Annotated in this window: 18 protein-coding genes; 8 read left to right on the top strand and 10 right to left on the bottom strand. The window is 42.2% G+C overall.

Going from position 1 to position 25,072, the window contains the following annotated elements; translation table 11 throughout:
- Positions 1–49: 49 nt before the first annotated feature.
- Positions 50–1,075: a WG repeat-containing protein gene (locus DFP82_RS06335; RefSeq protein ID WP_110922892.1), complete on the bottom strand. Its 1,026-nt coding sequence runs from the start codon at positions 1,073–1,075 to the stop codon at positions 50–52.
- 449 nt (positions 1,076–1,524) lie between these two features.
- Between DFP82_RS06335 and DFP82_RS06340 the strand changes: the two genes are divergently transcribed.
- Positions 1,525–2,457, top strand: coding sequence for a DMT family transporter (locus DFP82_RS06340; RefSeq protein WP_110922893.1), 933 nt, complete (start codon positions 1,525–1,527; stop codon positions 2,455–2,457).
- Between the two features lie 109 nt (positions 2,458–2,566).
- Here the strand turns inward: DFP82_RS06340 and DFP82_RS06345 are convergent, their stop codons facing one another.
- Positions 2,567–3,916 carry a solute carrier family 23 protein gene (locus DFP82_RS06345; RefSeq protein WP_425450597.1) on the bottom strand — a complete coding sequence of 450 codons (1,350 nt, stop codon included), beginning with the start codon at positions 3,914–3,916 and terminating at the stop codon, positions 2,567–2,569.
- 738 nt (positions 3,917–4,654) lie between these two features.
- On the opposite strand from DFP82_RS06345, the gene DFP82_RS06350 reads away from it, so the two are divergent.
- On the top strand, positions 4,655–6,088 hold the full coding sequence (locus DFP82_RS06350; protein ID WP_110922895.1) for an L-serine ammonia-lyase: 1,434 nt from the start codon (positions 4,655–4,657) through the stop codon (positions 6,086–6,088).
- Between the two features lie 117 nt (positions 6,089–6,205).
- Here DFP82_RS06350 and DFP82_RS06355 read toward each other — a convergent pair whose 3' ends face one another.
- The 3 genes from DFP82_RS06355 to xthA all read right to left on the bottom strand — a co-directional run bounded on the left by DFP82_RS06355 (position 6,206) and on the right by xthA (position 9,228).
- Positions 6,206–6,598, bottom strand: a complete 393-nt coding sequence (locus DFP82_RS06355) for a DUF4377 domain-containing protein (protein ID WP_110922896.1) — start codon at positions 6,596–6,598, stop codon at positions 6,206–6,208.
- A gap of 406 nt (positions 6,599–7,004) precedes the next feature.
- The gene (argJ, locus tag DFP82_RS06360; RefSeq protein WP_110922897.1) at positions 7,005–8,228 is read right to left on the bottom strand and encodes a bifunctional glutamate N-acetyltransferase/amino-acid acetyltransferase ArgJ; all 1,224 of its coding nucleotides are present in this window, start codon (positions 8,226–8,228) and stop codon (positions 7,005–7,007) included.
- Between the two features lie 178 nt (positions 8,229–8,406).
- Positions 8,407–9,228: an exodeoxyribonuclease III gene (gene xthA / locus DFP82_RS06365; RefSeq protein ID WP_110922898.1), complete on the bottom strand. Its 822-nt coding sequence runs from the start codon at positions 9,226–9,228 to the stop codon at positions 8,407–8,409.
- Between the two features lie 576 nt (positions 9,229–9,804).
- On the opposite strand from xthA, the gene DFP82_RS06370 reads away from it, so the two are divergent.
- From DFP82_RS06370 to DFP82_RS06390, 5 genes are all read left to right on the top strand, one after another.
- Entirely contained in the window at positions 9,805–10,362 is a 558-nt protein-coding gene (locus tag DFP82_RS06370) for a thioesterase family protein (RefSeq protein WP_181416260.1), read from the top strand.
- A 60-nt stretch (positions 10,363–10,422) separates the two neighbouring features.
- Positions 10,423–11,262 carry an ABC transporter ATP-binding protein gene (locus DFP82_RS06375; protein ID WP_181416261.1) on the top strand — a complete coding sequence of 280 codons (840 nt, stop codon included), beginning with the start codon at positions 10,423–10,425 and terminating at the stop codon, positions 11,260–11,262.
- An 86-nt stretch (positions 11,263–11,348) separates the two neighbouring features.
- Positions 11,349–12,140 carry an ABC transporter permease gene (locus DFP82_RS06380; protein ID WP_110922901.1) on the top strand — a complete coding sequence of 264 codons (792 nt, stop codon included), beginning with the start codon at positions 11,349–11,351 and terminating at the stop codon, positions 12,138–12,140.
- Positions 12,141–12,604: 464 nt separating this feature from the next.
- A complete protein-coding gene (locus DFP82_RS06385) occupies positions 12,605–14,302 on the top strand; it encodes an AMP-binding protein (protein WP_110922902.1) in 1,698 nt (565 codons plus the stop codon).
- 578 nt (positions 14,303–14,880) lie between these two features.
- Positions 14,881–16,581 (top strand): AMP-binding protein, encoded by a 1,701-nt coding sequence (locus tag DFP82_RS06390; protein WP_110922903.1) that lies wholly within the window; start codon positions 14,881–14,883, stop codon positions 16,579–16,581.
- Positions 16,582–16,853: 272 nt separating this feature from the next.
- Here DFP82_RS06390 and DFP82_RS06395 read toward each other — a convergent pair whose 3' ends face one another.
- The 5 genes from DFP82_RS06395 to sohB form a co-directional block, all read right to left on the bottom strand.
- Positions 16,854–17,726 (bottom strand): SDR family oxidoreductase, encoded by an 873-nt coding sequence (locus DFP82_RS06395; protein ID WP_110922904.1) that lies wholly within the window; start codon positions 17,724–17,726, stop codon positions 16,854–16,856.
- Between the two features lie 199 nt (positions 17,727–17,925).
- Positions 17,926–18,681: a histidine phosphatase family protein gene (locus DFP82_RS06400; RefSeq protein WP_110922905.1), complete on the bottom strand. Its 756-nt coding sequence runs from the start codon at positions 18,679–18,681 to the stop codon at positions 17,926–17,928.
- Between the two features lie 48 nt (positions 18,682–18,729).
- Positions 18,730–19,974 carry a phosphotransferase family protein gene (locus DFP82_RS06405; RefSeq protein WP_110922906.1) on the bottom strand — a complete coding sequence of 415 codons (1,245 nt, stop codon included), beginning with the start codon at positions 19,972–19,974 and terminating at the stop codon, positions 18,730–18,732.
- A 249-nt stretch (positions 19,975–20,223) separates the two neighbouring features.
- The gene (locus DFP82_RS06410; protein ID WP_245905667.1) at positions 20,224–21,474 is read right to left on the bottom strand and encodes an acyl-CoA dehydrogenase family protein; all 1,251 of its coding nucleotides are present in this window, start codon (positions 21,472–21,474) and stop codon (positions 20,224–20,226) included.
- 363 nt (positions 21,475–21,837) lie between these two features.
- A complete protein-coding gene (gene sohB / locus DFP82_RS06415) occupies positions 21,838–22,818 on the bottom strand; it encodes a protease SohB (protein ID WP_110922908.1) in 981 nt (326 codons plus the stop codon).
- 379 nt (positions 22,819–23,197) lie between these two features.
- Here sohB and aspS point away from each other — a divergent pair, with 379 nt between their 5' ends.
- On the top strand, positions 23,198–25,024 hold the full coding sequence (gene aspS, locus DFP82_RS06420; protein ID WP_110922909.1) for an aspartate--tRNA ligase: 1,827 nt from the start codon (positions 23,198–23,200) through the stop codon (positions 25,022–25,024).
- Positions 25,025–25,072: the final 48 nt, after the last annotated feature.

The following is a 25,072-nucleotide window of genomic DNA, read 5'->3' on the forward strand; positions in this document are numbered from 1 at the left end:
GGATACGACCTAAATATTTTACATGTGTCTTTAAACATAAGGGCAGCCTCTACTCACAACTGATACTAGTCCCTTCTTTATCAATGCACATCTTATTGCCATTTTTTAGATTGCCAATCCATGCCTTACCCTCCGTAAATACAAACGCAGGCTTGCCCTTGTAGCTATCATTAGCAGACACACCGCTATCAGAAAAACGAAACGGAATTACAAGCTCACCACCAAGACTGAGAAAGCCCCAGTCTTTACCAATTCGTACGCCAGCTAAGCCTTCGGAAAACGACTGCACCTCATCAAACGAATACGTAATCATAATCACGTTATTGTCATCGACAAATCCCCACTTGCCATCTTGTTGGCTCGGCTGCAATGTCGTAAAACGATTGAGAGGTGCTGTCTTTGATTGGGCAAGACCGGATTGGGCAGAATTAGATTCTGATGAAGAGGGTTCATCACCATCTTTGCCATTTGGATCACTGGTCGTGTTGCCGTTTTTGTCCAACCAACTGATTGCTCGGCTTTTATTGACGCGAGCTACGCCACCTCGATAATCATCGATATCACTAATCGCTGCCGAAAATGGCACAATGGTTTTATTGGCGGTGTTAATTACTCCATAGTTACCATTTTTTTTCACGACGATACGGCCTTCCGAGACTCCTCTTGCCCAGCCTGCTGACTCGCCTAATAGGTCATAAACGACTGGTACAACCTCACGACCCTGCATATTGATGTAACCAACTTTGTTGCTACGTTGGACAGGGATTAGGCCGCCAGCAATTTTATCTGCCTTAATCTCTTGATAGCGTGATAAATCAACGACAGCTTTACCTTTACTATTAATCAAAGCCACTGGCGCACCGAAATCTTTTATTGCCAAAAAATAACCGCTACTTGACGTACAAGAGACGTTTTTATAATAGCTCTTGGGCAATTTACAACTTGCAGCATGCGCGGGCATACCCATCACAATGGCTAATAAAATCCCAAGACAAAGGTAAAGCGCATATTTTGGAGATGACCAGAAACGGACTAAAGCAGGTAGTGGCAAAAAAGACAAAGAACGTTGACGCATAAATAACCCTAAGCTAAAAGTATGGTGGCGTTTTAAACCTTTGCGACTGGCTGACAATTCACTTAGCACTAATATCGCACTTAATAATGTATTAGTGTGCTAATTGATGACACACCCTTATGATTTATGATCATTATAAACCTTCACATTGATAAATAGCGAATAGCTACTTAGTGTGGCTCGCATGACCATACTATGGTGCAGCCATCAAAATGAACTGCAATCTTATCTTCCTCATAGGTTTTTAGTTTTCCCTGTAAAAATATTTACTAATTACTTAGCAGGGCATTCATTTTTTAAGCCAAAACGTTTACAGTGAGACTTATATAAAATCGAGCATTACTCAAATTAGCTTGTCGTACTATGACCATCATTTTATTGTCTATAAATGATATCACTCCAACAACGTAACATCACTTTAGTCATAAGTATTAAAGTAAGGATAATTTATGGCAGTGACCTCTTCGCGCTCTGCATCTATCGGCTTGGTCATCGGCTGTATCATTTTTGGTTTGGGCAGTTTGATTGTGGCTCATGTGGATGTGGGCGGTTGGGCAATGGCATTTTGGCGGCTGGCCATTTCCGGTATCATATTTACCATACTGGCCAAACTAACAGGGCAACATTTGCCACGTTCGAGGCGTGCCATCATTTATGGTTTATTGTCAGGGGCATTTTTGGGGTTAGATTTGGCGCTATGGCATGAGAGTATTTATGCGGTCGGACCTGGTATTTCAACCCTGCTTAATAGCTTACAGATTTTCTTTTTAGCCGCTATCGGATTTTTGTATTTTGCAGAGCGTCAGTCTATTTTGCAACTGATCAGCTTATGCCTTGCCATGTTGGGTGTGGCCATGATTGGCAGCCCTGAGTTTGCACATAACACAGATGCTATTTGGGGCTTCGTCACTGGTATTCTATCAGGAGCCATGTTAGCCGCTTCTATGACCTTTATTCGCAAAACGCACGATACAGAACCCACATCCATATTTGTATTGATGCAGCTGGTGAGTATTGGTGGCGTATTAGCGATGATTGTGCCCATGTTTGTGTTTGATATGGGACACATATTACCCAATACATGGTCTGAGATTGGTTGGATACTGATTTATGGAGCCGTCATGCAATGCTTGGCATGGGGACTCATTGCTTACTCTATCCCTAAAATGTCTTTGGCATTAACAGGGCTACTTCTGTTGAGTGAGCCGGTGGCCGCATTAATAATTGACTATAGCTGGCTAGACAAACCTATCAACACCTTGCAATGGAGCGGTGCCTTATTGACCATGTTTGCCATTTATTTAGGCTCACTAAAGCCCAAACCACGCGCCCTACGCCGTTATCGGTTTTTTGCACGCTTTTATAAACGTAAGTATAAATAATCTTGGCAATTTCATCCAATAAAAAGCACCCATGCTATCGATAGCATGGGTGCTTTTTTTCTTACTTGAATGATCTAAAAGTGTAAAACCCAAATGGTATAGAAGCTGACTATTTAGCCAATAATTTATTAGCAGCCTTCATCTCAGAACTTTGATTAAACAATGCATTTAATACGATAGCTGCCAACGTAGCTGTACCGATACCGCCCAAATCAAAACCACCTAGGTGTAAGCTGAAGTTACCGGTACCCATAATGACAGTCACTGCCGCAATGATCAGGTTGCTGTTTTTGCTAAAATCAATATGGTTGTCTATCCAGATTTTCACACCTGCAAGTGCAATCAAGCCAAACACGACGATGGACGCGCCGCCCAATAATGCCCCTGGTATCGTCTGAATGATGGCACCAAACTTTGGTGATAGCCCAAGTATGATGGCAACCACACCCGCTACAACAAATATCGTCGTGCTATATACTTTAGTCACCGCCATAACACCAATATTTTCGGCATAAGTGGTCACACCTGTACCACCAAATCCTGCTGAAAAAGTCGTCGCTAAACCATCTGCAAAAAATGCGCGACCCATATAAGGCGTTACACGAGCCTTGGTCATGCCTTCGACGGCCTTAAAATGCCCTAAGTTTTCAGCGACCAAAATAAAGGCCACAGGCGCAATCAGAATAATGGCGTTTTTGTCAAAACTAGGCGTATGAATCGTTGGTAAACCGAACCATGAAGCGGCTGCAACACTACTAAAATCAATCGGCGACCCAAAGCCTAGGACGTTAGTCATTACAAAATAGGCAAGATACGATAGTATCAGACCGACCAGTAATAGTAAGCGACGCAGCATGCCGCCTGTAAACACAGCCACACCGCTGATCAGTATGACTGTCAATGTCGCCATCCAAGCATCAAACTGATTACTAGACACTCCCTGAATAGTCACTGGTGCTAAATTAAGACCAATAATCATCACGATAGCACCAGTAACGATAGGTGGCATCAGACGCTCAATCCAGCCGGTGCCTGTTTTCATCACCAACAGTCCAATCAACGAATAGATGATACCGCACGCCATAATGCCGCCCAAAGCGACACTTAAATTATCATTGAACCCTGCACCTGCATACGCGGTAACAGCAATAACTGGACCAATGAAAGCGAAGCTTGAGCCCAAGTAACTTGGCATACGCCCGCCTGTGATCATAAAGAACATCACAGTACAGATACCTGACATCAAAATAGCCAAGTTAGGATCAAAACCCATTAACAATGGTGCCAGTACCGTCGCCCCAAACATCGCAAACGTATGCTGTACACCTAGCAATACACTTTTTGATGGCGGTAGATATTCATTGATACCAACTGGATCACGATCCAAATCACCCTGATAAGAACGCCATGTTGGAAACCAACGACCGTTTTCAAAATCTGGGTTTTTTGGATAGCTCATGGCTGCTGAATCAATACCTGCAGCTTCTAGTGCGTTGTGAGCCGATGGCTCTTGGGCGCTATTTTCTGAATGTGAGGAAGGGTCTTTTTGAGATGGCATGCGCTTATCCTATGTGAGCTGAGCTAAAATAATAGGCGACAATAAATGATGGAATCAAAACTGAGTCAAATCGTGAATTCAGTAGACAAAAATATGTAGGTAAAGATGAATATAGTCGATTCAATTTAAAAGTGGTACAAGGCAACCGTGTGCAGATGTATATCAAATACTTCAAGCGAGGTTAACGCTGTAATGCTTTTATAGTGGAATGACTATAGCAAGCTCCACATCCTTTCATTTATAATATGTCGCCCTAATTCATTCATTTATGTTGCAATATGGCAAACCAAAAGTATTATTTGGTATGATGACCATGTTTTGCTAGATGTATCAGGTCGGATATGTTCTACTAAAAACGATTTCGGCCGTTATGTACTCAACGTACTTTATAGCGACAACCAACTTACAGGATGTTACACGGCAGTTGACTCCGAGCATGATAACGGAGTTTCAAAATAAATAAAAGTTATTATTCAATCACCAGTTGTACCCCTTTACGCTCATACTTTCATAGGTGTTGCCCTGCACACGTTTACTTTCGGTGCATAGGGGTGGTGGCTGTCTATCATATTCTCAATAAAAGTGCCTAAAGCAATCAATACAACAGGCTAAAGCACTCAAAACTTTTGGTAACTTATTATGATCAGTGTTTTTGATTTATTTAAAATCGGCATAGGACCATCAAGCTCACATACCGTCGGGCCGATGCTTGCTGCAAATCTTTTTTTGGCTTCACTAAGTAAGCATCAAGAACTGACAACGATTAAAGCGATTGAAATTGAACTTTATGGGTCTTTGGCTGCGACAGGCAAAGGACATGCCACCGATACTGCCATCTTGCTAGGTCTGCTTGGACACGCTCCTAGCACCATTGATACACGCATGACCAGTAGTTATTTATCGCCTATATTTTCTGACAAGACATTGAATGTATCGGGTACTCATGCCATTAACTTTGATACGGAACGCGATATTTATTGGTATGACGATACGGTGCTTCCTTATCACCCCAATGCCTTGATGCTTCGAGCCATATCGACAGACGGTACTCACTATCAGCAGACTTATTACTCAGTCGGCGGCGGATTTGTGATTAATGAAGAAGATGCCACCAATCCAGATGAAGATCATGCCAGCCCAACGATTGATGTGGTTCCTTACCCATTCAATAGCGCCGGAGAGCTTTTAGAGCAGTGCCGTCAGCATGGTCTAAGCATCAGCGATCTGGTACTGGCCAATGAGTGTCACTATCGCAATCAAACAGAAGTATTTGCCTATCTAGATTCTATTTGGGCTTCTATGCAGGATTGTGTGACACGAGGGTGTCAAAATAGCGGTATATTACCTGGTGGCCTAGATGTGAAGCGTCGTGCTCAAGCGCTGCATCTACAACTGTGCGCTGAAAAAAACCAACCTGTGACGAAAAACGATAAGCTTGCGGCAATGGATTGGATTGATCTATACGCGCTAGCCGTCAACGAAGAAAACGCCAATGGTGGTAATGTCGTGACCGCTCCTACCAATGGCGCTGCAGGTATTATTCCTGCTGTCATGCATTATTACCGTGACTTCCTATCAACTTACAGCATTGAAGGCGCTCGCAAGTTTTTATTAAATGCCACTGCTATCGGTAGCTTAATCAAACAAAACGCTTCTATATCTGGTGCTGAAGTCGGCTGTCAAGGTGAAGTTGGATCAGCCTGCGCGATGGCCGCATCGGCATTAGCTGAAATCCTAGGTGGCGATCCTGCCAAATGTCTCAATGCTGCCGAAATTGGCATTGAGCATAATCTAGGTCTCACCTGCGATCCTGTTGGTGGACTAGTACAAGTGCCTTGTATCGAGCGCAATGCGATGGGTGCCGTAAAAGCTGTGAACGCAGCGCGCCTCGCTTGCCGCGGTAATGGACAGCACTTCGTTTCTTTAGATAAAGTAATCGAGACGATGAAAGTAACCGGTGCTGATATGCTTGATAAGTATAAAGAAACATCGCGTGGCGGACTTGCTGTCTATGCTGATAATCGTATTCCTACGGCAACCCGCGGCTTTACCGTTAATTACAGCCAGTGTTAAAGCTACTCCATGATTGATTAAAAAAAGACAATAAAAAAGGCCTCTAATTCGTTAGAGGCCTTTTTTATTGTCTTTTCTATAGTAAAGTTACAGAACATTCAGTAAACCAAGCAAGTGTTACTCAGCAGTTTTTGAGATAACTTTATTTAAGATCCAAACAGGCTGTACGACGTCAGAGCCTTCTTCAGTCATTGCTTCTTGGCGTATATCTAGCATATAGCGATAGTTAGGCTCATAAGTAAAGCCTTGGATGTTACCGTTTAAAGTGGTGTAGTTTTTCTGATAAGTTTGACGATACTGCAAGCACTGAGATTCAACCATAGAGCCATCAGTTGCCGTCAAATCACATACGGCTTTGCGCGGTGCAATTTCTACTTCAAAACTTGGAATATTAACCACTTTTACATTCATAGGCTGCCCTTCAACAACCATCGTACGTTCATTGTCCATGGTAGAACAACCAGAAAGTGCAAAAGTCGTCATCAATGCTGCGAGTGCTAATTTTTTCATTATAAAATCCTCAGTGAGTTGTTATTAATTATAAGTGGCTTATTTTATAAGTAGCTTATTTAAATTTATTTTTTTACATCTAATCTTTGTAATAGTTAGCCTTTGTAATAGCCAATCTTTTTAGTAGTAAGTACGGCACTACAAGTACGTTATAAAGAAACGTGTCATCAAGAGTTATGAGCCCTGCCGTGTGTTATTTACTAAAATTAGTATAAGGTGCGAGCCCTCTATCCCTCTATAACTGCTTTGTAAAGTAACGTCAGCTTTTGCAACTGATGTTAATGACACGTATTAACTAGTAGGGCAAATTGATACTGAGTGAGCGTCAGATAGCAAAAAGCCAGAGTGACAGTCACTCTGGCTCAATCGTAAACCTGTTCAACGATAATTTTACACCTAACAACTTCTAGCTACGATAATCAGCATTTATCTTAACGTAATCATAAGATAGGTCACAGGTATATACCGTATCGCTGGCATCGCCGCGTGCAAGATTAATATGAATGGTAATCTCAGGACGACTCATGACTGCCTTGCCCGCCTCTTCTGTATAGCTAGGCGCAACACCACCACTTTGGCAAATCATCACATCATCCAGATACACATCGACTTGCTCTGTATCTAAATCTTCGATACCCGCATAACCAACTGCAGCCAATATACGACCCCAATTGGCATCACTGGCAAAGAAAGCAGTCTTTACGAGTGGTGAATGTGCCACTGCATATGCCACATCACAGCACTCTTTAGTCGTCTGACCGCCAGTGACTTTCACTGTCATAAACTTAGTCGCACCCTCACCATCACGCACGATTAATTGCGCCAAACGCACAAACACTTCTGTCAACGCCGTGAATACTGACTGATAATGTGGATGTTCTGGGCTATCGATTACCTCTGAGCTAGCAGCGCCAGTAGCTATCAATACACAGCAATCATTGGTAGAGGTGTCACCGTCGACAGTAATGCGGTTAAAAGACTGCTCATTGATGGCACTTAGGATTTCTTGTAACAAGTCAGCAGCGATATTGGCATCAGTCGCCACGTAACCCAACATGGTTGCCATGTTCGGGCGTATCATACCTGAGCCTTTTGACATACCTGTTATGTGATAACTGGTATCAGCTACATCAACTTTTTGACTGGCAAGCTTAGGAATGGTATCCGTCGTACGAATCCCATTCGCGGCAGCAAGCCAGCTGTCAGGGGCTAAAGTAGCAAGTGCATTGTCTAAGCCTTCGATCACTGCGTCGCTATTTAATGGCTCACCAATGACGCCTGTAGAAAATGGTAATACAGAATTGCTATCCACACCAGCTTTATGAGCCAATGCAGCACAGATATCGATAGCACGACGCTTGCCATCAGCGCCCGTCCCTGCGTTGGCATTGCCTGTATTGGTCACCAAGTAGCGAGGGCTGGCTTTAGCGAAGTGTTCGCGCAATACACGCACAGGTGCAGCACAAAAGGTATTTTTGGTAGTAACAACTGCAGTAGTCGCCTTATCCGCTATCTCTATGACGACTAGATCGTCACGATCCTTGTAGCGTACACCCGCTGCAGTCGCACTTAGCTTGATACCTTCGATAGGATAAATCGTATTGGGTACTTCAATATTTCCGACAGCCATCATTACATCCTTATTGTTCAAGTCTTATTATGATCTATAGACTATGTTTTGATCAATACTATAGTCTGTTCAATATAATTTGGATACGAGGAAGCTGAGTAAAAGTACTAAAAACAATAGACCAATCGAAGCTAACACCGTATCCAATTTATAGAGGATTAACTATATAAACGTATTACTATTTTTTTAAGTCAAATGCTGACCAAATTGGCGCATGGTCAGACGGTTTTTCCATAGCGCGCAGATCATAGCTGATACCTGCATCAACACATGCTTCAACTAGGTCTGCGGTACACAAAATATGGTCGATACGCAGTCCACGCTTAGGCTCGTCATTGAAACCACGACTGCGGTAATCAAACCAACTATAAAGCTCAGTACTTTCTGGATAATGCAAACGATACGTATCTGTCAGCTCACGCGACATCAATGCACTATACCACTCACGCTCTTCTGGTAAAAATGAAGTCTTTCTGTTTTTCAGCCAGCGCTTGGCATTGACTTCACCGATGCCGATATCGATATCTTCTGGAGCGATATTCATATCACCCATAATTACAAGCGAGCGGCCTTCTGCTTTTAACGTATCAATATAAGCCATCAAATCTGCGTAATAAGCACGCTTCATTGGAAATTTGGTCGGATGGTCTTGGCTTTCTCCTTGCGGAAAATAACCGTTAAGCACATCGACTTCACGGCCTTCAAACTCATAGCGGGCATGGATAAAACGCTTTTGTGCTTCTTCCTCTTCACTCGGAAAGCCTTTTTGCACAAAAATAGGCGCGACTTTAGACAAGAGTGCAACACCATAATGCGCCTTTTGACCGAAATACTCTACGTGATAACCCAAGCTTTCTATGTTTTCTAAGGGAAACTGCTCGTCATGTACTTTGGTTTCTTGCAGACCCATCACATCAGGATCGATGACGTCTCGCACAGCCTCAAGCTGATGTTGGCGAGCACGAATACCATTAATATTAAAACTGACAAAACGGGTCATAAATTATCCTATACTGATTGATGAAATACGGTGCTAATACGAATAGTTGAGAGGCAAAAGGTACAAACCACTATAGTCGATTCAATTTAAAAGTAGTACAAGGCAACCGAGTGTCGATGTATATCAAATACTTCAAACAAGGTTAACGCAATAATATTCTTATAGTGGAATGACTATATGATAACAGACGCAGAGCAACCTAACTATTGCGTGTCCTGATATCTTAAGCTAGAGTAGCTCTTATTATTAACTGTTATTTCTATAATAGTTTTGAATGACGCTTTATTATCGTCAAAACCCTATTATTAAAAGCAGTATTGTTATTTATTCAAAAGGCAATACTAAGGCGTGTCTTCATTTTAAAGATGGTGATAAAAATGAGATAAATTGCCGTCAAATAAGAAAAATAGCGCAGATAATATCGGGATATTAACCAGCTATTTGACGATGTTTAGCCATTTTTAGCCCATTTAGATGACTAACGAGTGAGTTGAAGACACGCCCTACTCTTTTATTAAGCAAAAACTTTGAGCCATTTCTATTTATTTATACTGATAAAAAATACTGAGCATGATTATGACAACCACTAACAGCAAAAACTCAACTGCCGCATTGACGCCATTATTTGCTAAAGATTATAACGTCTATATTAACCATACTGATGCCGGTGGTATAGTCTACCACGCCAATCATTTGGTGTTTTTTGAAAACTGCCGCCGTGATTGGTTTGGCCAACTTGGTTTGAATGGTTATTTTCTACAGACGGACAATGGTGATATACAGCACTTTGTCGTGAGTCAGGCAGACTTGCAATACAAACGAGCCATTCTCTTAGATGAAGTGATCAGCGTGCGTGTCGATAAAGTCGAATTGAAACCTGCCAGTATGATTTTTTATCAAAGTATTCATCGCCATATGGTAGGTAGCACCGCTACAGACAGCAGCAACAGTTTACTAAGTAGCGGTAAAATCGTTATCGCCTGTGTACAAAATCAAGTTCAAGCAGAGCCTATATCTAATGATAAATCAGATGCTACCGTTGCGAACAATGCACCCATGCGCCCTATCCGTGTGCCACAGAAATTACGTAGTGCTATCGAGCAAGCTATTAGCGAGCAAATGGGTAGTCAATAATCCTAATAGATGAGCGTGCTCCATAACAAAGGTGTGGTTGATAAGGGTGAGTTTGAAGTTATGCTTACATTCGAAAATATTTGGGTACACAGCAGACGTACAGCGACCTCATCTTCTTCTGACAATGCATCTAACAATGTGTCTAATAGTGTCACTAGCGTTCAAACAAACCCCTTTACGCCATCTAATATTTATCAAAAATGGTCTGACAAACTAAGAAAAACAGTAAGGTCAGATCCTATCTTACCTGCTGATAAGCGAGTATTGATAAATGGCGTGACTGGTACATTGCTATCAGGACAAGTCACGGTGTTGACAGGGTCTTCTGGTAGTGGCAAATCTGTGTTGTTACGAGTATTAGCGGGACTATTGCCAATGAGCAACGGTGACGTCTACCTAAAAAACGATGCATCAAATGTCAATGCGTCTCAGAGTATTCACGATACATTACCCACACAATGGCGCACGCAAGTTGCTCTGCTCGCACAGCACCCGCAACTGCTAGAAGGCAGTGTCATTGACAATCTAAAAACACCCTATCGCCTACAAGCTCATCAGCATCTCGATTTTGATATAGATTGGCACATCGCACAGCTCGAACGCTTGCAACGAAACGCTGATTTTTTACAGCAAGATACCTATCACTTATCAGGTGGTGAGCGGCAACTGGTCAATACCTTACGCCTTTTACAGTTAAATCCACAGGTATTATTACTGGATGAGCCTACAGCCGCGTTAGACATTGACACTTCTGCACAGCTGGTACAGCTACTACTGAGCTGGCTACAACTAGATACGCAGCGCACATTACTATGGGTCACTCATGATACGCAAGATATCATGCCACTCGCCAATCATCATTGGCATATGCAAGCAGGCGTATTAACCGAAGTTTTTTAATACCAGCACCCAGTCAACACCTCCCCTCATTTCATATCTTCACTGACTGGTCCTATCTTATATTTATATTACAATAATGAGCACTTATGAGTGATACGGATGACATGCAGATGGTTCTGACTTATGGGGATGTCGCTTTAGCTAGCAGTCTAATTCTCATCGTACTTCTCGTATCATGGCAACTGCGCTTGCATCTCACTAAGATACTATTAACCGCTGCTATTCGTACCGTGGTCCAGCTTAGTTTCATCGGTTTGATATTGGCATGGATCTTTGCACGTGAACAATGGTATGAAGTACTCCTCATTTTAACCATCATGACCTTAATTGCAGGCAGCGCTGCCAAAAACCGGGTCAAGCGTAGCTATAAAGGCTTATTCACCGATACGTTTATCGCAGTCAGTACTTCAGCAGTATTCGTTACGGCAATCGCAATTCTTATTATTTTGAGGGTGCAGCCTTGGTACACCCCGCAGTTCATCATTCCTATACTAGGCTTAATACTGGGTAACTCGCTCACTGCCATTTCTTTGACCAGCAACCAGTTGATTGAATCCTTTCATGAGCAACGCTGGCGCATCGAGATGATGCTCAGCTTATCTGCGCGACCATTTGAAGCCGTACACGAGCCTATACGTGCCGCGATCATCAACGGCATGACGCCAACGTTAAACTCAATGTTAGTCGTTGGTATTGTCAGTTTACCGGGTATGATGACAGGTCAAATCCTTGCTGGCGCCGATCCTACTCAAGCGGTTCGCTATCAGATTGTGACCATGTTTTTGATATGTGTGAGTAGCACGCTCGGTTGTACAATCAATGCATTGCTTATCTATCGACGTTTTTTTAATAAAAAACATCAATTTATCCTACCTTAAATACTGCGGTATTAATGTCTAGTTATTAAAATTACCTCATTTTTTAAACACACCTCTATATATTTAATATTAGCTATATATTTGAGCTCAATTTATGTACTGACCAGTGCTGCAAACCAATATTTCCTTAAGCCACATTCGTGCTAATGTGTTGAATAGATATCTATTTATTTTTGGATACTTCAACCATATAAAATAGACTTTTTTATTATTAAGGCATCTGTTTTTTCAACGCTCTTAATGATAAATTATACTTTCTAAAAATCATTCTCTCGAATGATTTATTTTTTTGAATGATAGCTAGATTCCATTATACAACAATGAAACAAACCCATCAGTCAGTCAATCGATAAGAATTTATCACTCTCAACAGCAAACGATCACGTCAGCGCTGATGAGCATCATTGACACGGATACGACTGCCACATCACAACTTTAAATAGTAAATTTCAAGGACGCTGACTATGACGCCGAATAAACCATGGCTTGCCCATTATCCTAATATTGTGCCTAAGACGATCAATCCCGATAGATACAACAGCATCATAGACCTATATGAAGAGTGCTTTGATCGCTTTCGTTTGCACCCTATGAGCATCTGTATGGGCGTGACTCATACTTATGGTGATGTTGATAAAGCCTCACTGGCAGTTGCGGCATGGTTACAAGCACAAGGTATCCCTAAAGGCAGCGTCGTCGCACTAATGATGCCAAACGTTCCACAGTACTTGCCTACGATGATTGGTATTTTACGCGCAGGATATGTATGTACACCTATTAATCCACTTTATACCGGTCGAGAATTGCGCCATCAGTTGAATGATTCAGGTGCGCAGATTATTTTTGTGGTTGATAACTTTGCCCAAGCACTGGAGCAAGTCATTGATGAAACCAATATCAAGCGCATTGTCCTCTCAAGAATGGGCGATATGATGGGTCTCAAAGGTATCTTGGTCAATACAGTTATCCGTCAGGTCAAACGCCTCGTTCCTAAATATAAGCTGAACGACCCTAAGCACGAATTGACCAAATTCCCTGATGTGCTCAAAAAAGGTAAAGTTCTTCCGTTCCATAAACCAGCCATGCAATTAAGTCAAAAAGCATTTTTGCAGTACACAGGTGGAACGACTGGACTGTCTAAAGGTGCGATTTTGTCGCAGCGTAATATCGTTGCTGCGGCCTTGCAGTCAGAAGCATGGACTCGGCCAATTACCTCAGAGATTAATGAGGTTTATATCAATATGGTGATGGCCCTACCGCTATATCATATATTTGCATTTATGCTCAGTATGTTAGGCATGCGTTCCGGCTACACCTTTATATTGGTACCCAATCCACGTGATATACCAGGATTTGTCAAAACACTATCAAGGCAACCATTCCATATATTGCCAGCAGTTAATACTTTGTATAAAGGCTTACTTGATAATCCAAACTTTAAAAACTTAAATTTCAGTTCCCTGCGTCTCTCTCAAGCGGGTGGTATGGCAGCGACTGAGCAAACAGCTGCACGCTGGCTTGAAGTGACTGGCTGCCCTATGGTTGAAGGTTGGGGTATGACTGAAGGTGTGGCAGCAGGCACGGCTAATATTGTGACGGATCACAAATTTAATGGCACTATTGGTTTGCCGCTCCCGAGCGTTGATATCATTGTGGTCGATGATGAGGGCAATCGTCTTGCTATCAATGAAACGGGGGAGATGTGCATCAAAGGCCCCAATGTCACCTCTGGATACCTTAATAGAGACAGTAGTGAGGACTTTACCAATGATGGTTACTTCCGTACTGGTGATATTGTCAGCATGGATGAAAGAGGCTATATCACCCTACTTGATCGCAAAAAAGACATGATTTTAGTCTCAGGTTTTAACGTATTCCCGAATGAGATTGAATCTATCATGTTGGATTGTAATGCTATCGTTGATTGCGCAGTCATTGGTATTCCAGATGAACATCAAGGCGAAGCCGTCAAGATTTATGTCGTTCCTGCTGATAAAAATGTCACCAAAAGTGATATTAAAGAATTTGCTCTAGATAATATGACTGGCTACAAATGTCCACGTTATATCGAGTTCATTGACGAGCTACCAAAAAGTAATGTCGGCAAAGTATTGCGTCAAAAACTACGTGAAAAACACATATCAGACAATCCAAAACCTTAGATAGAAGTTCTATAATAAGAAAGCGTTCTATATCAATATAGAGCGCTTTTTTGTGCAGAGCTAATAATTGTTATTAAAAAAATTGCAGAATTGTAACAATGACGTCAAAGTAATTATGTAGCGAACTGTTTTACCAGAGAGATACTTGGTATAATAATTTAACAAATTTCTCGAAAATAAACCGTTTATCAGTTTTTTTAACCGTTTATCTCAGTATTAGTTACAACATATATTGTTATTTTTATCAAATTTAAGTATAAACTATCAAGTTCTTGTATTGTCATAACGAAATCAATTGTAGTTATGTTAATGTATCACCAAAATAAGTTACTTCAATTTTTTTGGCAGTAAAGAAATAACCCGCCGTTTAATCTACTCAGATTCTTACCTTTTGCGGTTAAATCAATTTGTAGTTAAAAACTTTATACATGTAAAGGCCACCGTATTCTAGCAGTCTGTGAATCACTATGATGTCACTCGACAATTTATTGCTATTTTAGCGATAATATATTGTTGACACGGATGTGACTACTTTTTTATAGAACCTTAACTTATTTCAACACTTAGGGACTTCAAGTATGACAGTAGATAAACCTTGGCTTGCTCAATATCCAAAAAACGTACCCAAAACCATTAACCCTGATCAATATACCAGTCTTATAGAACTGTATGAGGAATGTTTTGAGCGATTCCGTATGCATCCTATGACCATCTGTATGGGTGTTACTCATACTTATGGCGATGTTGATAAAGCCTCAATGGCGGTTGCGGCATGGTTACAAGCACAAGGCATTCCTAAAGGCAGCGTTGTGGCATTGATGATGCCAAACGTTCCACAATACTTGCCTACGATGATTGGTATTTTGCGCGCAGGATACGTGTGTACGCCTATTAATCCACTTTATACTGGTCGTGAACTGCGCCATCAGTTGAATGATTCGGGCGCTCAGGTTATTTTTGTGGTTGACAACTTTGCCCAAGCACTTGAGCAAGTCATCGAAGAGACCAATATCAAGCGCATTGTCCTCTCAAAAATGGGCGATATGATGGGTCTTAAAGGTATCTTGGTCAATACGGTTATCCGTCAAGTTAAACGACTTGTTCCCAAATATAATCTTAATGATCCTAAGTACCATGTTACTAAGTTTCCTGAAGTACTCAAAAAAGGTAAGCACCTACCTGTTCAGTCACCAAAAGCCACCATGCAACAAAAAGCCATTCTGCAGTATACGGGCGGAACGACTGGACTGTCTAAAGGTGCTGTTTTAACTCAACGTAACATCGTTGCTGCTGCCATGCAGTCAGAAGCATGGTACCGCCCCGTGACCTCAGATATTAATGAAGTCTATATCAATATGGTGATGGCCCTACCGCTATATCATATATTTGCGTTTATGCTAAGTCTGCTCGGTATGCGCTCTGGCTACACCTTTATATTGATACCCAATCCGCGCGATATGCCAGGGTTCATCAAAACTTTATCAAAGCAACCGTTCCATATTTTCCCTGCGGTAAATACCCTATTTAAAGGTTTGCTCGATCAGCCAAACTTTAAAGATTTGAACTTTAGCTCATTACGTATCACTCAAGCGGGCGGTATGGCTGCGACTGAACAGACAGCAGCACGCTGGCTTGAAGTGACTGGCTGTCCTATGGTTGAAGGTTGGGGTATGACTGAAGGGGTAGCTGCAGGTACTGCCAACGTCATCACTGACCGTAAATTCAACGGCACTATTGGCATACCAGTCCCTAGTGTTGATGTCATCGTAGTCGATGATAACGGCAAACGCATGGGGCTGAATGAAGCGGGTGAAATGTGCATTAAGGGCCCTAATGTCACTTCAGGCTATTTCAACAAAGACAGTAGCAATGACTTTACCAGTGATGGTTATTTCCGCACTGGCGATATTATTAGCATGGATGAAAAAGGCTATATCACCCTACTTGATCGCAAAAAAGACATGGTACTAGTCTCAGGCTTCAACGTCTTCCCGAATGAAATCGAATCTGTCATGCTAGATTGTAAGGCTATTGTTGATTGCGCAGTCATTGGTATCCCTGATGCACATCAAGGCGAAGCGGTTAAAATTTATGTCGTTCCTGCGGACAACAATGTCACCAAAAGTGATATTAAAGAATTTGCATTGGAAAACCTCACTGGTTATAAGTGCCCACGTCATATTGAGTTCGTAAGTGAACTGCCAAAGAGTGCTGTTGGTAAAGTCTTGCGTCAAAAACTACGTGAAAAGCATATATCAGACAATCCTCAAACCCTTTAATTTTTAAGCGCTGTAAACTTAAAAATAGAAAGAATAAAAAAAGCCCTTTACCTAATTAGGTAAAGGGCTTTTTTTATTCTGTTTAATACGTTTACTTTAGGGCGTATCATCAATTAGATTGTGAGGCTTAAAATGAGAAAAATTGTAGATAAACAAGGAATAAATTGCCGTTAATATGAACATATTGGCAAAATTACTGACGATGTTTAGCAAAATTTAGCCATTTTAAGGCCACTAAATGTACTAACGTGGTAATTGATGACATGCCCTAGCTACTTGTTTACCTTATTAATCACCTGTAGTGGCATATGCCTCATCGCCTGTCCCACGATCGACCATGGCAAACTTGGTACACAAGCTTCGTCAACACCTGCTTCAATCGCTGCAACAATTGCCTTGGTACCTGTATCAGAATCTACTTCAAACGGCAGTGGCTTCGCATTTTCATTGATTTCAGTGCGAATATAGCCTGGGTAAATAGTAGAAACTTTGATAGGTAATTTAGTTAGTAGCATATCAGCACGAATGCCTTCTGCTAAGTGCGCCAAACCAGCTTTACTAGCACCATAGGCTGTCAAATGCTTGGGCATTCCACGAATGGCTGACATGCTTGATATTACCACTAAATGGCCACTACTCTGCGCCCGAAAAATATTCATGGCGGCTTCACATTGCGCCAATGCTGAGATAAAGTTAATCTCAACTGTGCGGCGGTTCGTCTCAAAACGACCTTTACCAATCCGGCGACTTTCGCCAATACCTGCATTCACAACCACTTTATCGATATGACCAAAATCCGTAGTGAACGCATCAAACACCTCAAATATGGCATCATAGTCACTGACATCTAAAGCTCGGTACTCAATACGAATATTAGGATATTCCGCTACTAGTTCTGACTGTAAGCTCTCTAAGCGATCAGTACGACGAGCACATATCGCAAGGTTGTAGCCAAGCTTAGCGAAGAGTCTGGCCATACCTTCACCCAAACCTGAACTCGCCCCTGTAATGAGTACAGTCTTGTCGTGTCCAACCTGCTGCTTATTTAATTTTCGTAAATAACGTGATGGCTGAACGGCACCGATTATCTGGTCTTTACGTTGTTTAGCGCTTTTAGTGACTAAATTTATCAATCTATTTTGCATGGACAGTCCTTTTCATATCGACATGAGATCAAAACAATAATCTATCATATCGCAAATTTATAGGTTGATTTTGTCAGTGATCAAAATAAATTCATAGTATTCAACAATTACGACGGCTAATCTTAATCGAATAAAAGGTGGCTAACTATTTTAAGTAACTGCTTTACCTTGCTTTTAACTCTATTTACTGGTTGCTAGCTTAACGCCACGTCACAAAAGAATTACCATCAGAGAATAAATGACTATATTCATTGAGTGACATCAAGCGAGTACTTTGATCTTTGAATGTGACCGAGGTTACCCCAGTATTGACCAAGCTTTTATTCAACTGATAAGCCGTCTGACTGCCTTGCTTGAGCAGCTGTGCAGTGATAGCTGCAATGACACCACCTGAGGTGAATACCAACACCGTACTGTCACGACTTAACCCTAAACTTGCTACTTGTGCGCGCACCTGTTCAAGCGCTTGCTGTGCACGGTCATTAAACTGCGGCCAACTCTCAATATAGTCCTGATCGTTATTGCCACCATGCCAGCGCTGCATCGCCTGATCAAATAGCTCAGCCAAACGCGTGGCTGGCATCTCTGACTTAGCCACCTCAGCCGTGATTGCACCTTTATTCATGAAGTCAGGATCAGATTTAATGAATACATCTTTGTGATTAAACTCATCAAATTGCGGCAGGATATAACTATTAGGCTCATTCATATTCATGATAGGCAATACAGGCATATCATCAGCTGCGACAGACAATTGATAACGTGCCAAAAAATGCCGTGCAGAGTCTTGTTGTCTTACCAAACTACCAGTAAATATCGCATCGATACGGCGCTGGGTTGTCGCATAGTGCTGACCCAACATCTGCGCCTGAATACCGCCCAACTCTGAGAGTTGATCATAGTTTTCTTGTCCAAAAGATGCTTGGCCATGACGTGCTAAAAGTATGGTTGTCATAAATTATTACCTTTTATCATATTTGCTAAAGTACGGTTTTCTGAATGCTCAAGCTTCTGGAGAATGAGGTGCTTTTGCAAAATAACCTTTCGGTAAAATACTTTTGACAACTTGTTGAACAGTGCTTGGTAACTGTTCGATAGCAGCAGCATCTACGCTTATGTCTTCTAAATTTGGCTGGACGTACTCATTAAACAGCGCCTCACCTTCGTATTGCGCAATTAATTTAAGACATTTAGCATGCATCACGTGTATGGCAAGCCACGCATTTTTGAAAGCAGAATTGGTCGTTTGCTTGTGGTAATAACGATAATAAATCTGCTGAATAATACCTGACAAGCGGAACAAGCCGAATACTTCATAGAAAGTCCAGTTGTCTATCTCTAATCCAGATTTCTCTAGATAATAAGCAACCACTTCGTCACGTGTCATCATTCCTTCTAGATGGGTGGGCTGACGACGGAACTGCTGCATCACGACATTGTCATCTTCTTCAATCCAATAAGCCAATGCACTACCCAAATCCATCAATGGATCACCAAGCGTTGCCATCTCCCAGTCAAGAACGCCGATGACTTTAGTGGGGTCAGCCACATCAAGTATCACATTATCAAAACGCCAATCATTATGGATAATACAGGTTTTACTATCAGCAGGTGTGTGCTTGGCAAGCCACTCTCTGACTAGCGCAAAGCTGGGTACATTGGGGGTTTTTGCTTTGACATAACGCTTGTCCCAACCACTTACCTGACGCGCGCAATAGCCATCGCCTCGACCCAAATTCACCAAATCAGGGTGCTCGGTATAATCTATTTGATGTAGCTCAACCAAGGCATCTAGGACATTGGTACAAAGTAGACGAGTTTGCTCCGGATCTAGATCGATACCCTCTGGTAATTCTGCACGAGGAATAATGCCTTCCATGCGCTCCATCACGTAAAAATCTGAACCGATAACGGCTTCATCGGTACACAGAGCAATCATCTCTGGTACATAAGGATAGGCTTCTTTTAAGGCTTTTTGAACGGTATGCTCACGCACCATGTCATGGGCAGATTTTGCTTTGGTACCTTTTGGTGGACGACGCAGTATCAAATCTTGGTTTTTGTCGTTGCCTTCGTACTGTAAACGATAGGTCCAGTTTGATGCGCCACCTGAGAACTGAGTGACGGTAGGCTCGCCTACTACATCGATACCTTGGCTTCGAAGCCATTCACTAACTGCTTGGGCATCGAGCTCTTCGCCCTCACGTACCATACCGCCTTGGTCTAATACTTTATTATCAGTTGCCATGAAATATTCCTTATCATGTGGTCTTTTATTTTTATAACAGATATGAGAGCTAGCCCTCAATTCAATTTATCTTATGCTTATTACTATTTTTGAAATGAGGATACGCCCTAGTGATAAAACATCAGTAGTGATGAAAAATTCACTACTAAGTCGTTAATAGTGAATTTTCAATTAGCATTACGATTGGCTTGTTTCTAATAAAGGTTGCATGAGCAGATCAAGACTGACTCACACAACCGTTTGTTAAGATTAAGCTTTGTCAGATTTAGTCGAACGGCTAAAGCCCTGACGTTTGAGTTCTAGTTTGGCAATCATGGTTTTGTGTACTTCATCAGGACCGTCTGCCAAACGTAGCACACGTGCTTGCGCATAGAAATTCGGTAGTAATGTGTCTTGGCAGACACCCATACCGCCATGAATCTGAATCGCCATATCGACGACTTCTTGCAATACAGTTGGTGCCACGACTTTGATAGCAGAGATTTCAGTCAATGCTGCTTTGGTGCCGTGCGCATCCATCTTCTGTGCAGCATATAAGGTCATCAAACGAGCTTGATCAATCTTAATACGAGCTTCAGCGATACGCTCAAAGTTACCACCTAATTGTAGCAATGGCTTACCAAAGGCAGTACGTGACATGCCGCGCTTAACTGCTAACTCTAGAGACTTTTCAGCAGCACCGATACAACGCATGCAATGATGAATACGACCTGGCCCTAAACGACCTTGTGCAATCTCAAAGCCCTTACCTGGTCCACCAATAAAGTGGCTGACTGGCACGCGCACATTTTCAAAACTAATCTCACCATGTCCGTGCGGTGCATCATAATCACCAAATACTTTGAGCATACGCTTGATGTTCACACCCGCCGTTTTGACTGGTACCAGCACCATCGAATGTTGATGATGACGGTCTGCGCGCTCATCAGCGGTATATGCCATGACGATTAGAATATCGACCGCAGGATCGCCAAGACCAGATGACCACCATTTGCTACCGTTTATGACAATCTCATCGCCATCGACTACAGCGGTTGCTTCCATATTGGTTGCATCACTTGATGCCACATCAGGCTCAGTCATGCAGAACACAGAACGCGTCTTACCTTCTAGGATTGGCGTGAGCCACTTGTCTTGCTGCTCTTTAGTACCGTAGCGCCACAATAGCTCCATATTACCGCTGTCAGGCGCATTACAGTTGAATACATGGGGCGCAAGCAAACTGCGACCAGTTAGCTCTGCAATAGGCGCATAGTCAGTTACCGAAAGCCCTGCACCTAACGTATCATCAGGCAAGAATAAATTCCACAAGCCAGCTTCACGGGCCTGTTTACGTAGGCTTTCGTAAGCTTCAGGCCACTCCCAGTTTTCCCAATTACCATCAGGGTTTTTCTTATGACAATCTTCCCAAAATTGCGCTTCGATTGGCTCAATATGCGTTTCAATAAACGCTTTGACTTTGGCATGCATGGCTTGACCATGTTCTGTTGCGGTAAACATTAAATTATCGTTAGACATAAATGACTTCCTTTTCTTTATTGATTGTCTAAATCAAGTGTTGATAAAAAGCTCCATGAGAACCTTATAGTCGATTCAATTTGAAAGTAGTACAAGGCAACCGAGTGAAGATGTATATGTGATACTTCAAGCGAGGTTAATGCAGTAATACTTTTATAGTGAAATGACTATAGTGCACGTACGTATACTGTTTTCTGTATGCTACATTTATATCACAGCAATTATCAATAAACAGCAAAAAGGCGCGACCAGCTAGGCCACGCCTTTTACAAAATACAAACAATGTATAAAAAACCATTTGAACTCTAAAATATTAGAAGTTCACTATCATAATGATATCTAACATTATTTTAGAATATTTAAGCGACTATTTAAATCAAAACGCGCAAGTGCATCAGGCAGTTTATCAACTGCTATACTCAACGTTGCCTCAGCTGCTTGCGCTAGTCCTAGCTTTTCAGCGAGTGTTGGTTTTTGACGTGAATGTAGTGCATACACTTCATTGTCTTCCATGCGCTCTAAAATATAGCTGTCTGATGTTTGCAAGCTATCAATCAAATTAAGTTTTAGCGCATCTTCACCATACCAATGCTCTCCAGTGGCCACTTTTGCCACATCGAGTGTTGGACGGTAGTTATTGACAAAGTGTTTGAATAGCTCATGCGTCTGCTCTAGTTCTTCTTGATATTTGGCACGATCTTCAGCATCGTTCTCACCGAACACAGTAACTGTGCGCTTGTAATCACCTGCGGTAAACATCTCATAATCTACATCATGGTTTTTTAGCCATTTATGGAAGTTTGGTAATTGTGAGACCACGCCAATTGAGCCAATGATAGCAAACGGTGCCGCCACTACTTTATCTGCGACGCAAGCCATCATATAGCCACCGCTCGCTGCAACTTTGTCAACACAGACAGTTAGCTTTAGACCAGCATCTTTTAAGCGAACCAATTGCGCTGCCGCCAAACCATAACCATGCACCACACCGCCGCCTGACTCAAGACGCACGACGACTTCATCGCCTTTATTTGCAGCACTGATAAGCGTGCTGATTTCTTCGCGTAGATGCTTTACTGCCGTTGCTTTGATATCACCATCAAAATCAAGGACAAAAACTTGTGCTTTATCATCAGCATGTTTTTTCTTATTTTTGGTTTTTACTTTTAGCGCCTGCTTGGCTTTCTTAGCCATCGTTTTTTTGAACTGCTTGAGCGCCGCTTTACCTTGCGTGGCTTCCATTAAGTCTTCACGGCGTTGCTCTTGGTTTTTGTTTAGATGAATGACGCGCAATTCAACAGGATTTTTGGCAGGATGAAAAAGCATGAACAGTATTCCTTACATGATTAAGATAACTTTAATAAGATCAATAGTAATAGGATCAATAGAATTTTATAAGTGAGCTTGATATAGGCACAGTCACTCAGGTTTTCAAGCAAAATGACAATTTTTAACCCAATACAAATGTTTGGGCACAAATACATCCGATACCTAAGCATTCCTATACCTCGATTGGACTCAGCTGGTTGTATAACAAGGGCAGATTAGGCATAATACGCGTTTACATTAAATTTTCTGCAGTCGACGTGATGACCATTTGTCTTAATCGCGTTGTTTGTGCGTTTTTTTAGCGAATAGCTTGAATCGCGCAGTAATGGCTGCATTATTGTATTTCGAATTGGGCTGACAACTGGATAACTATATTATGACGCATAGCGAATACCGAGACGAATATTGCGGAGCTGTAACCGAAAGCTTAATTGAGCAAACCATTAGTGTCGTAGGCTGGGTACATCGTCGTCGCGATCACGGTGGCGTGATTTTTTTAGACATGCGTGACCGCGCTGGTATCTTGCAGGTAGTCGTCGATCCTGATACCCCAGAAGCTTTTGCTACTGCTGATGCGGTACGTCCTGAATATGTACTAAAAATCACTGGTCGTGTACGTCGCCGTTATGAAGGCACTGAAAACGCTACTATGACCAGTGGTCAAATTGAGCTACTAGGCAAAGAGATTGAAGTACTGGCCAAGTCTGAAACACCACCATTTCCATTGAACGATGAGAAGACTACCGTATCAGAAGATTTGCGTCTTAAGTATCGCTATCTCGATATGCGCCGTCCGCAAATGCAAGAACGTATGGTGTTCCGAGCCAAAGCGACTTCAACAATTCGTCGTTATTTAGACGATCATGGTTTCTTAGATGTTGAGACACCTATTCTGACTCGTGCGACGCCAGAAGGTGCGCGTGATTATCTAGTACCATCGCGTACTCGCCCAGGTAACTTCTTTGCATTGCCACAGTCGCCACAGCTGTTTAAACAGTTATTGATGGTGTCAGGTTTTGACCGTTATTATCAAATCGCTAAATGCTTCCGTGATGAAGATTTACGTGCTGATCGTCAGCCTGAGTTTACCCAGGTGGATATTGAGACTTCTTTCTTAAATGAAGAAGAAATCATGAATATCAACGAAGGCCTTATCAAGCATTTGTTTAAGACTATGATGGACGTTGAGTTTGAACAGTTCCCTCGTATGACTTACGCAGAAGCCATGCGTGACTATGCATCAGACAAGCCCGACTTACGTATTCCACTAAAATTGGTCGACGTTGCAGATTTGATGAAAGATGTCGACTTCAAAGTGTTCGCAGGTCCTGCTAATGATCCTAAAGGTCGTGTGGCTGCCCTACGTATCCCTGGTGGCGCATCGTTAAGCCGTAAGCAAATCGATGCTTATACCAAGTTTGTTGGTATCTATGGCGCACGCGGTTTGGCTTATATCAAAGTTAATGACGCTAGCAGCATCAACAACGGTGTGGACAAAGAGTCTGGCCTACAGTCTCCAATCATCAAAAACATGACTGATGATGTGCTTGTCAGCCTGATCGAGCGTACTGCTGCAGAAGATGGTGATATTATCTTCTTTGGTGCAGATAAAGCCAGTGTCGTGAACGATGCAATTGGTGCGCTACGTCAAAAAATCGGGCTAGACCTTGAAATGACTACCTGCCAGTGGGCGCCACTTTGGGTCACTGACTTCCCAATGTTTGAAGAGACTGACGATGGTCGTTGGACATCAATGCATCATCCATTCACCAAGCCTAAAGGTTCAGTTGATGAGTTGAAAAACAACCCAGAATCTGCCCTTTCTATCGCTTATGACATGGTATTAAACGGTACAGAAGTTGGTGGTGGTAGTTTACGTATCAATACTTACGATATGCAGCAAGCCGTACTTGAAGCTCTAGGTATCGGCGAGCAAGAAGCTGAAGACAAGTTTGGTTTCTTACTTGATGCATTGAAATTCGGTGCACCACCGCATGGTGGCTTAGCATTTGGCTTGGATCGTTTGATTATGTTGATGGTAGGCGCTGACTCTATCCGTGACGTAATTGCCTTCCCAAAAACCAAAACTGCTGAGTGCCCACTCACTCAAGCACCTGCTGGTGTTGATGGCAAGCAACTGCGTGAACTTGGTATCCGTGTGCGTGAAAAAGCACAGGCTGACACCAATCAACCTGCACAGTAAATAGTTAAGATAATGTTTAGTTCTTTGCTATCTAACTGGTTACGTGAT

Source organism: Psychrobacter fozii, assembly GCF_003217155.1.
GTDB classification, from domain to species: Bacteria; Pseudomonadota; Gammaproteobacteria; order Pseudomonadales; family Moraxellaceae; genus Psychrobacter; species Psychrobacter fozii.